The following is a 10,040-nucleotide window of genomic DNA, read 5'->3' on the forward strand; positions in this document are numbered from 1 at the left end:
GTTAAGTTTGAAAATTTATCATCAACAACTCATGTTGCCTGATACAGATTATGAAGCACCTTTTTCACTTTTCACCGTGCTGCTTTTTAATTGATCCATAAACAATTCCGTTGTTTGTTTTAAAACAGCATCCTTCCGGCAGGCAATGTAAAAATGCCGGTAAAAAGAAATATCTTTAATCGGATAAGCTTTCAACAGCTTGAGTTTAAGCTCTTTTTTGATCGCACTTTTCGATATAATCGAAACCCCGAGCTTAGCGGACACTGCAGATTTAACTGCTTCCGTGCTCCCAAGCTCCATCACAAGATTCAGGTCCTCCTCCGCCATGCCAGCCTGATTCAAATACTGGCTGACAACAGACCTTGTACCCGACCCCTTTTCCCTGACGATCAAAGGCGTATCCTTTAACCGTTCAGCCGAAATGGTGATTTCATTATCGGAAAAATAACCCGGCGCTGCTATTAAAGTCAATTCATCTTCCATAAAAGGCTCCACAATAATCTGGGAATCTTCTATCGGAGTTTCAATCAATCCTACATCAATGAACTGATCCTTAATGTTCGACACTATGTTGTTGGAATTAGTAATGTCGACACTCATTTGAATAAGCGGATAATCATCCTTGAATAATTTTAAAAACTCGGGAAGGACATATTCTCCTATTGTAAAGCTGCAGCCAATTTTCAAATCACCGTACATACTGTCCTCAATTTTCAAAATTTCCTTATGGGCAGAGTCGCTCAGGTGAATAATTTTTTTCGCATATTTTAATAAAATTTCGGCGGACTGTGTCATTTCCACTTTTTTTGTTGTCCGTTCAAACAGCTTCGTCCCAAGTTCTTCTTCCAAAGCCTTGATTTGCGCCGAAATGGTCGGCTGTGTTACATACAATATCTTGGCGGCTTCGGAGAAGCTTTTCTTCTCGGCCACTGCCACAAACGTTTTCAGCCTTTCGTAATCCATTAGTGGTTCCCTCCCGAGTTATTATTTAGGGAAAAAATTAAAGACTACGAATCACCGATTCTACTGTTTCAACTACAAAGTCCAAATCCTCTTCAGTGCTTGTTAATGGCGGCGCTATAATAATGACATTGTTTAATCCCGGCACCGTGTCCCCATTTCTTCCGATGATCAAACCGCGCTTCTTGCATTCAGCCAAGATGCTGCCCATTTTTTCATCATCAAGCGGCTCTTTCGTCTCCTTGTCGGCGACCATTTCAATTCCCACCAGGAAGCCTGCCTGCCTCACTTCTCCAACATATTGGTGATCGCTTAATTGGTGGAGTCTTCCAAGCTTTGATTCTCCCAGTGCTTTAACCCGCCCCACAATATTTTCCCTTTCAATAATGTCGATATTGGCGAGGGCGACGGCACATGCTGCAGGGTGTCCGCCATAAGTGGAAACATGCCGGAAGTGATTATCTTTGCCCTGTTTTTTGAACACTTCATAAATCTCAGATTTAACGGCTGTAGCCCCAAGCGGCAAATACCCGCTCGTCAATCCTTTTGCCATTGTTACAATGTCGGGTTGAACTCCTTCGGCATGCTGGAATCCGAACATTTCCCCGGTTCTTCCATATCCGGAAACAACTTCATCCATGACGAGCAAAACATTATATTTTTTACAAATCTCCTGAACGCGTTGAATATATTTGATTGAAGGTACGATGACACCTCCCCCGGAGATAAACGGTTCCATAATAAAAGCGGCCACTGATTCCTCGCCTTCATGCTGAATAGTACTTTCAAGAAGATCGGCAGCTTTCAAATCCGTTACTTCAGGCGTTCCATCAAACAGGGAACGATAGCTGTATGGAGGATGGACATGCAGGAATCCAGGAACGCCCGGATCATATTTCACACGACGGTTGGCTTGTGCTGTTGCACTCAGCGCTCCAAGCGTGGCTCCATGATACCCTCTATATCGGGAAATGATTTTATATTTTCCTGGATTGCCACTCTGGTTATAGTACTGTCTTATGATTTTGAAGGCGGTTTCATTTGCCTCAGAGCCGCTGTTTGAAAAGAAAACCTGATAATCGGCCCCAAGCAGTTCGCTGATTTTACCGGCGAGACGGACAGCGGGCTGATGGTTCATCGTCAACGGAAAATATGACAGGGCTTTCATTTGTTCAGCCGCTGCATCAACAATTTCCTGTCTCCCATGACCAAGATTCAAACACCACAATCCGGAAACACCATCAAGGTAGCGATTGCCATTTTCATCTGTAAACCAGGAGCCTTCACCGGAAACAGCCACTGTTGGCTCCGCATTGGGATTATAGCGGGTGATCGCATTCCAAAGGTGTGTTTCATTTGTTTGCGGACCTTTCCTCAATTCAACTTCAGTTTTCATACTCCAAACCTCCATTTCATGACATTGTGACGTCCGGACCAGTTGAAGTACCGGAGTTGAACTCAGTATAAAACATCAAGTTTTATATTTCAATTAATTTTATCTATTCAGACATTTGACTATTCTATTGTATTTATAAGGTTTGCTGATAAATGCCCTGATCAACCAAATTTTCGTGACAAATTTACTTTGAATGTGTACATGTCACTCCTGTAAAAAGCGGTTTCCAGTTCAATGATTTGTCCAGCTTCGTTTTTGATCACTCGTCTTACTGTCATCACACAGGCATCAGACGGTATGTCCAGATACTCACGGTCCTCTTCCAATAATGGCCCGCAGGAAATGGATTGGTCCGCTTCTGCGAACCGGATTCCGAGTTCGTTCTGAACCAAATCGTATAAAGTTGCATTGTCCAAATCATATTTAGCCAATTCCTCTCCGATTTCCACCGGATAATAATGCCGTTCTACACCGATCGCTATATCGTCGGCAAAGCGTACCCTTTTGATAAAATAGGCTTCGCTAAATCCCGTCAGACCCTGTATATAAGGATCCGGCGTTGTTTTGTAATGAGTAATCAGCTTGGCTCCCGGCTTCATCCCCATTCCGCGTATAACTTCAGTTGTGCTGCTTAAATGTCCCAGCCAATCCTGGATCGGTTTCAAGGAAACAAAGGTGCCCTTCCCATGCTTCTTTTCAAGTATCCCTTCCCTGACCAATAAGTTGATGGCTTCCCGTACAGTACTCCGGCTTACGTTAAATTTTTCCATTAACTGTCGTTCGCTCGGAATTTGTTCAGTATAAATGCCATCGGCTATATGCTGTTCAATCAGATCTTTTAGTTGGATGTGCAGCGGAATTGGATGATTATAATCAATTTTCACATCCGTCCCCCTCCCGTAGGTTAATTAATAAAAGAATATCAAATCCATGTAAAAAGTAAAGGCGAAGAAATCCAAAATTCTGGTTTCTCAGCCTCCATAAAATAGTTTTAAAAACCTCTTATGCCGATTTTTTTGTACGGATGAAGTTCCGGTGTTCCAAAAATCCAGTCCCCAATATAACTCCCGCCACAATAAAAATAAATCCAAGCCATTGAGTGGAATATATTTTCTCGCCCAAAAATAAAAAGGCTCCGACAAGCGAGAAAAAAGGCGATAAGTTTAAAAACAGTGACGCCTGCCCCGCTCCGATTTTCTGTATTGCGTGATTGTAGATGAGGTGTCCAAAAGCCGTCGCAATGACTCCGGAAGCGAAAAATACGAGCCAGGCTGTAAGATTGCCGGTTTTCAATGTCGCCAATCCTGCCGGTTCCACAGCAAGGCTGAATGAAAAAAGCATCACCGAACCCATCATGAGTGAAAGCCCCGTTACTGCCTGTGTTCCTACTGTATTGGACATTTTGTTTATTAAAATAAAACTGACAGCCTGTGATAATACCGCACAAAATATGAAAATATCACCGACGGCGAAGCTGAATGAGGCTCCCGGCTGCATAAGCATGATCAATGCTACTCCCGAGAAACCGAAAATCAGTCCAAGTATCCGGAAGACAGTCAACCGGTCTCCCAGAAACAGAGCCGCCGCAACAGTTGTAACGATTGGAACTGAGCCGAGTATCAGCCCGCCGTTGGCGGCGCTTGTCTTGCTCAATCCAACAGAAAGGAAATAATGGTGGCCGAGGACTCCGAATACGGCCACCAGAGCTATGAACAATATATCTTTTTTCGTAAGCTTTTTCATTTCACTGCGATAAAACAACATGGGCGCAAGCGTGAGGAAGGCAACGAAAATCCGCAATGATGTAATCGTCACTGGTGCAAAATGTGTGACTATAATTTTAATGGCGGTGACATTGAAGCCCCATACCACCATCACCATGATGACTAAAAAATATAAATGCCATTTTTTCATCAAATCCCCCGCTTGCTGTCCGGTTCTAAAATTATCTAAATTGATTGTATCACAGATAAGAAGATTTCCGGCTAAAAATGCTACTGCGGTTTGTCCGTCGTCACATAGGTGCCGGCAATCAAATCATGAATCCCTCTTTTATCTTCCCTCAGACCAACCATAAATGCACTCACGATCAAAGCAATTCCAAGCGTAACTGCATAAACGAGACCAGTCACAAAAGTCCGCAGAAGCATAGTCCCAATTCCCACTTTTCCGCCATCGACCTTCACAATCCGGACGCCGACAATTCTTTTGCCGACCGTGTATCCCATCCAGACTACGGGAAGAATCAAATAATATAAAAAGCTTAGCAGATTGGTAAGAGTGTTTCCTTCAGACTCACCTGTCAAAATGTAACTTAATATGCCCAGCGGGACACCAACAACGATCGCATCCAATAATAGTCCAAGCAGCCTTCTCCAAAACCCGCCCGGATTTTGAACCATCATCCCCACTCCCTTTTAATTTATTTTCCTCTGTCCTCCTGAATATTTGTCCATTTAAATACATTCCATACAATGAGCAAAAATATGAGATAACCGATAAATGTATACCAATGCTTCCACTCGCCTGCATGCCAAAACATACCCAATGATTCCGATAATACCTCCAAAACGGTACCTGCCATACTAAACAGTACGATCAAAAGCCCCCTCCCCGCTTTGTTCATTCTGATTCCAGCCCAAAGAAAAAACCAAGTAAAAGCGGGCAGGCCCGCAAGATTAAAAACGATATGAATTTCGAAAACATCAGCAAAGGGCCGGGACGGAAATGAATACATGCCCATTCCTGTAAAATAAAGATCAAGGTACATTCCCAACAGCATGGCGAATACAATGGCCGGAAAATAGACGGGCTCATTATATAAAAACCGTCTTTTTTGCAAGTACTGCCAATTCAAGATTTTGAAGGGTTTCACAATAATCACCTGTTATTTTTCCATTTACCGGCTCTTCTTTTTCTTTTAAATAGACAACAACACCGGAATCATCAAACCAGTCACCAGGTTCAGCGGGCCGGTGCTTCATATTTGGCCATGCATGTTCAAGCTGGGGACTATACAACTTTGGTGAACCTTTGATCAAACGGCAGTTTTTCAACCTGCGAATTTGGAGCGGGCCGGGCAGCCCTTCATTGACATCGTTAAAAATATGAGGCCAGTAATCCTTTCTGGAGCCGGTATGCGCGCGTGAAATACACCAGGCCAATATTTCCTTATGTTGTTTCCGGTCTTTAAAAAGCAAGTGATACAATCTTCTGCCCAGGATGATCCGCTCATGCAATGAACCAAATTGATGAATCGTCATGCCTGTCAGTGAAGCCTTTTCGCCTTTACGGGAAGGAAACAATATTTGATTGAATGAAAGCAGATCCTGCAAAAAGAATTCCAGCGTCTGAAAAATTTTTTCTTTATAAAAAGGATTTTGGATCATTCGCGCTTCCAAATAGCTTTGTTCGTTCACAACCTGCGCCATGGCCAATATATAAGAATCCCTCCTCTGCCAAAAATCGTCCCAGATCACCTCCATGAACCTGGATATCCCCATACACGGAAGCAAATAAAATAGGCTTCGTCCCTGTCTTATGCTCTCCGCATAAAGCAAAAATTGCGGAAATGCATCCTGAAAAATTAACCAATTTCCGCGTTCCAGAAATTCAAAGAATTCTTCCTGCTTTTCTTCGCTCATCAGCCTTGAAAGCAAATCACCTTTCAAGTCGGTCATGTTCCATCCGCCGTTTCTTGACACGGCATGCCCTAGGAATGCCCAATGGATTTCCGGATACCGCAGATAAAAATCAAGATAGGCCTGCGTCCTTGTTACGTTGTTGATATTCAGCATTTTCGTTATTTTTGTTATCTGCTCTACTATCGCTTTATCTTCCCGTGACAAATCTTCGATTTTCAAAGTGCAGGTATCCAACAAGACTTTCTTCAATTTTCTCTTTATATCGTGGAGGTGGCGGGATAGCGGTTCTGTTTTTTTCTTCTTTTTAAAAAAGAAAATCTTTCCTCACCCCCGCCAAGAATTCTTTCGCCTTTTTTGAATAAATATTTGTCAGGGAGATGATTCGGTATGGCGTACAGTCCAAATGAGTTGATCAACAGGATTACCGGAATTTTAAAAGAGGAGCAGAATTGCGATGGTTCGTGGGATTATCCCTTTGACACAGGCGTCAAAACCGATGCCTATATGATTATTTTATTAAAGACCCTGGAAATAAATGATGAAGATTTGATTCGGAGGCTAACGGAGCGGATTCTCAGCAAACAGGAAAAAAACGGTGCCTGGAAGCTGTATTACGATGAAAAAGACGGCAATTTGTCCTATACGGTTGAAGCTTACTATGCCCTTCTTTATTCGGGTTTTTACCCAAAGTCTGATACCCGTCTCCGATTGGCCAAAAGCTTCATATTAAAAAATGGCGGGATGGAGAAAGCCGGGATATTTACAAAAGTCTTGCTTGCTTTGACAGGGCAATATAAGTGGCCAGCCTTTTTTCCGCTTCCTGTGGAACTGATTCTTCTGCCCCTTTCCTTTCCTATCAATTTCTATGATTTTTCTGTATTCGGCAGGGCCAATCTTGCTCCGATCATGATTTTGGCCGCAAAAAAATACAACAGAAAAACAAAGGACAGCCCGGATCTTTCTGACCTTTTTGTCAACAGGACAGACGAATTTTTTTCAGCGGACGAAAAACGCAGTTTCGAAAATATTTTCTCCATTATTGAACAAGGGATCAAAAGCATCCTGATGGCTCCCGGCCAACTTCGGTCATATGCCATCGAGCGGGCAAAACAATACATGCTCAACCACCTGGAACCGGACGGGACGTTTTACAGTTATTTCAGCTCCACCTTCCTGATGATATTCGCCCTCATGTCTCTCGGATACAAAAAGGACGATCCGGTCATTTTAAAAGCGGTCGAAGGCTTGAAAGGGATGGAATGTACCATTCAGGGCTACACCCATATGCAGTATACGACAGCGAACGTCTGGAATACTGCCCTTATTTCCTATGCCCTGCAGAATGCGGGAGTCCCGGCGTCAGATCCTACGGTCATAGCAGCCAACGAATACTTGTTGGAAAAACAGCATTACAAATACGGCGATTGGGTCATTCACAATCCAGGTGCTTTGCCAGGTGGCTGGGGATTTTCGGATATTAACACGTTCAACCCGGATGTTGATGATACAACCGCGGCGTTAAGAGCCTTTTCTCCATTGGTTACGGAGAATTCTGCCCTGCGTTCGTCATGGGACCGCGGGACCAATTGGACCATTTCGATGCAAAATAATGACGGCGGGTGGCCTGCTTTTGAAAAAAATGTTGATAAAAAGATTATGAATCTATTGCCGATCGAAAAGGCGAGATTCCTTGTTTCAGATGCAAGCAGCGCCGATCTAACCGGAAGGACCCTTGAATTTTTTGGTAATTATACAAACATGCCGAAAAAAAGCGAAAAGATAAGAAATGGAGCAGAATGGCTCAAAGCGGATCAGAAAAAAGACGGGTCATGGTACGGGAGGTGGGGAATCTGTTATATATACGGAACGTGGGCTGCCGTGACAGGATTAATGGCAATAGGCTTTAACCGCAAACATAAAAGTATCCAAAATGCGGCCGCCTGGCTTAAAAGGATTCAAAACAAAGATGGCGGATGGGGGGAATCATGCAGCAGCGATATTGAAAATACGTACGTTCCGCTGCGTAAAAGCCATATTACCCAGACGGCATGGGCGCTGGATGCACTGATTGCCGCAGAAAACCAGCCGACGCCGGAAATTCAAGCAGGAGTCCGCTATTTGCTCCACTCATATGATAGCGAGAATTGGACTTGGGATTACCCCGTCGGCCAAGGAATGGGAGGGGGATTTTACATCCATTACCATAGTTACCGTTATATTTTTCCTTTGCTTGCACTCTCCAATTACGAGAAAAAGTTTAAACAAAAAATCGCCGGCACATAAAGATGCAGGCGATTTTTTCCTATAATCGGCACTATATCAGATATTACGCAAATCAAGAAGGACATCCATTTCAAAAAATTTGTCGCTCTGAATCAGGCGTGCAAGCCTGCCCGCTGTCTCTTCGGGTGAACTCAGCAGCCCTTTTTTCTTATATTCGATAAACTGATCGACCAATTCAAATTCCTGCTTATCGCTTTTACGTATTTCCTTTTGCATATCCGTATCAATAATACCCGGAGCAACAGAAACGATTTTCACACCGAACAGTTCTTTTTTCTGTTCCAATGCAACAGCATTGGAATAATGGTCAAGCCCTGCCTTTCCGGCACAGTAGCTGCTCCATCCTGTATAGGCATGGCGTCCGGCGCCGGAAGAAATATTGACGACCCGTTTTGGCACGTGTTTGTCCTTAAGCTTTCGGATGAAAGCAGATGTCAATATCATCGGCGCAGTCAAGTTGACGGCAATGCTTTTCTCGATGGCTGCCGGCGAGTTGTCCTCTGTATGGCCGATCGGTTCGATGACACCGGCATTATTGATGAGCGTAATAGAACCCGGAAACTCTGGTACATAGGAAATCATTGAATCCATCAGCTCTTCGAGACGGGAGGTTTCAGTTAAATCGAACTCAAGGAATGCAAGTTTGCCGCCATGGTGTTTTGCAAGCTCCTCAAGCTCTTCGTTCTTTGATCGCGCCATGCAGACAAGCACGTTGTTTTTACCCATAAGCTCCTTACTTAAAGCAAGGCCGATTCCTCTGGAAGCACCTGTTATAAAAAAGACGTCCATCTTGGTATCATCCTTTCATTTTAAGCACTGCGTTGACTGGATCGGTATTTTTCTATCTTTACTTTTAACCTCCAGAAATACTTCTAAACCCATATAGCCGTCATTTTTTCTCATCAATGTCTGTATAAAATTGGGCCGGAATGGAGCCGAAATTTCTTCTGTGATACAACATCGGGTCGCGTTTTTCGATATCGATATCAAGCACTTCCCCGATGATGATTGTATGGTCGCCGGCTTCCACGGCTTTGTAATGCCTGCATTGAAGAACAGCGAAAGCCCCATCAATAATTGGAATATTATGCTCGGACATGTTCCAGCTGCACTTGCTGAAACGATCGACATTCGGAGTCGCAAACGTCTTGCAAAGCTCAACCTGGTCCGCAGCCAAAATATGTACTGCAAAGTTTTCCCCGTTGATAAAAGCATCCTTGGATGATACACGATGATCGACTGACCATAAAATAAGCAAAGGATCCAATGATACAGATGCAAATGAATTAACGGTCAGTCCGACCGGAGTTCCATCTTCTTTAGCAGCAGTTACGATCGTGACACCTGTTGGATAGTTTCCAAGCGCCTCTTTGAATAATTGCTGTTTTTCTTCTTTAGACATGAAAATTCTCTCTCCTTTTCCTCTGTTACAATCATTTTTTAAAATTTATAAATGATCCTAATGGGACGTTCTACTTTTCTTAAATATGCCGCTCCCTCGGATCTCATAAAATGCTTATAAATGGTTGCATAGTGGATCAAATACTTAAAATCGGGCGTTTTTCGCACGCCGATGACCCGGATAGCAGAAAACCCCGTTTGTGGGCATTGGCTTCGGCCGCCAGTGACCGCATGCGGCGGAAAACACCGGGCGCGGGCATTGGCTCCGGCCGCCAGTGACCGCATGCGACGGAAAACACCGGGCGCGGGCATTGGCTCCGGCCCGCCAGAGTCAAGTCCTTATTTATGTGTAAAAA

10 protein-coding genes are annotated in these 10,040 nt (G+C 43.8%); 1 reads left to right on the forward strand and 9 read right to left on the reverse strand.

The features are described from left to right. Nucleotides 1–48: 48 nt before the first annotated feature. The 7 genes from D4N35_RS07110 to D4N35_RS07140 all read right to left on the reverse strand — a co-directional run bounded on the left by D4N35_RS07110 (nt 49) and on the right by D4N35_RS07140 (nt 6,162). A complete protein-coding gene (locus tag D4N35_RS07110; protein ID WP_120071881.1) occupies nt 49–963 on the reverse strand; it encodes a selenium metabolism-associated LysR family transcriptional regulator in 915 nt (304 codons plus the stop codon). 37 nt (nt 964–1,000) lie between these two features. Further along, the gene (locus D4N35_RS07115) at nt 1,001–2,356 is read right to left on the reverse strand and encodes an aminotransferase (RefSeq protein ID WP_120071883.1); all 1,356 of its coding nucleotides are present in this window, start codon (nt 2,354–2,356) and stop codon (nt 1,001–1,003) included. A 161-nt stretch (nt 2,357–2,517) separates the two neighbouring features. Next, a complete protein-coding gene (locus D4N35_RS07120; RefSeq protein WP_120071885.1) occupies nt 2,518–3,240 on the reverse strand; it encodes a GntR family transcriptional regulator in 723 nt (240 codons plus the stop codon). Between the two features lie 118 nt (nt 3,241–3,358). Then, nucleotides 3,359–4,270 carry a DMT family transporter gene (locus D4N35_RS07125; RefSeq protein WP_120071887.1) on the reverse strand — a complete coding sequence of 304 codons (912 nt, stop codon included), beginning with the start codon at nt 4,268–4,270 and terminating at the stop codon, nt 3,359–3,361. A gap of 80 nt (nt 4,271–4,350) precedes the next feature. Next, complete coding sequence (locus D4N35_RS07130) at nt 4,351–4,761, reverse strand: RDD family protein (RefSeq protein ID WP_120071889.1); 411 nt, start codon at nt 4,759–4,761, stop codon at nt 4,351–4,353. Between the two features lie 17 nt (nt 4,762–4,778). Continuing rightward, a complete protein-coding gene (locus tag D4N35_RS07135) occupies nt 4,779–5,198 on the reverse strand; it encodes a CBO0543 family protein (protein ID WP_235870321.1) in 420 nt (139 codons plus the stop codon). Continuing rightward, nucleotides 5,173–6,162: a DUF2515 family protein gene (locus tag D4N35_RS07140; protein WP_430722763.1), complete on the reverse strand. Its 990-nt coding sequence runs from the start codon at nt 6,160–6,162 to the stop codon at nt 5,173–5,175. Before D4N35_RS07140 ends, D4N35_RS07135 begins: the two co-directional genes overlap by 26 nt. A gap of 225 nt (nt 6,163–6,387) precedes the next feature. Here D4N35_RS07140 and shc point away from each other — a divergent pair, with 225 nt between their 5' ends. Continuing rightward, a complete protein-coding gene (gene shc / locus D4N35_RS07145) occupies nt 6,388–8,283 on the forward strand; it encodes a squalene--hopene cyclase (RefSeq protein WP_120071895.1) in 1,896 nt (631 codons plus the stop codon). Nucleotides 8,284–8,319: 36 nt separating this feature from the next. On the opposite strand, the gene D4N35_RS07150 is transcribed toward shc, so the two are convergent. Beyond that, nucleotides 8,320–9,072: a (S)-benzoin forming benzil reductase gene (locus D4N35_RS07150; protein WP_120071897.1), complete on the reverse strand. Its 753-nt coding sequence runs from the start codon at nt 9,070–9,072 to the stop codon at nt 8,320–8,322. A gap of 100 nt (nt 9,073–9,172) precedes the next feature. After that, nucleotides 9,173–9,685: a flavin reductase family protein gene (locus D4N35_RS07155; RefSeq protein WP_120071899.1), complete on the reverse strand. Its 513-nt coding sequence runs from the start codon at nt 9,683–9,685 to the stop codon at nt 9,173–9,175. Nucleotides 9,686–10,040: the final 355 nt, after the last annotated feature.

This window comes from Siminovitchia fortis (assembly GCF_003605365.2).
GTDB classification, from domain to species: Bacteria; Bacillota; Bacilli; order Bacillales; family Bacillaceae_C; genus Siminovitchia; species Siminovitchia fortis.

What these genes read in the sequence shown, in the direction of transcription:
- D4N35_RS07115 (WP_120071883.1), bottom strand. Translation starts at nt 2,356, where the DNA reads ATGAAAACTGAAGTTGAATTGAGGAAAGGTCCGCAAACAAATGAAACA.
- D4N35_RS07155 (WP_120071899.1), bottom strand. Translation starts at nt 9,685, where the DNA reads ATGTCTAAAGAAGAAAAACAGCAATTATTCAAAGAGGCGCTTGGAAAC.
- shc (WP_120071895.1), top strand. Translation starts at nt 6,388, where the DNA reads ATGGCGTACAGTCCAAATGAGTTGATCAACAGGATTACCGGAATTTTA.
- D4N35_RS07125 (WP_120071887.1), bottom strand. Translation starts at nt 4,270, where the DNA reads ATGAAAAAATGGCATTTATATTTTTTAGTCATCATGGTGATGGTGGTA.
- D4N35_RS07150 (WP_120071897.1), bottom strand. Translation starts at nt 9,072, where the DNA reads ATGGACGTCTTTTTTATAACAGGTGCTTCCAGAGGAATCGGCCTTGCT.
- D4N35_RS07110 (WP_120071881.1), bottom strand. Translation starts at nt 963, where the DNA reads ATGGATTACGAAAGGCTGAAAACGTTTGTGGCAGTGGCCGAGAAGAAA.
- D4N35_RS07130 (WP_120071889.1), bottom strand. Translation starts at nt 4,761, where the DNA reads ATGATGGTTCAAAATCCGGGCGGGTTTTGGAGAAGGCTGCTTGGACTA.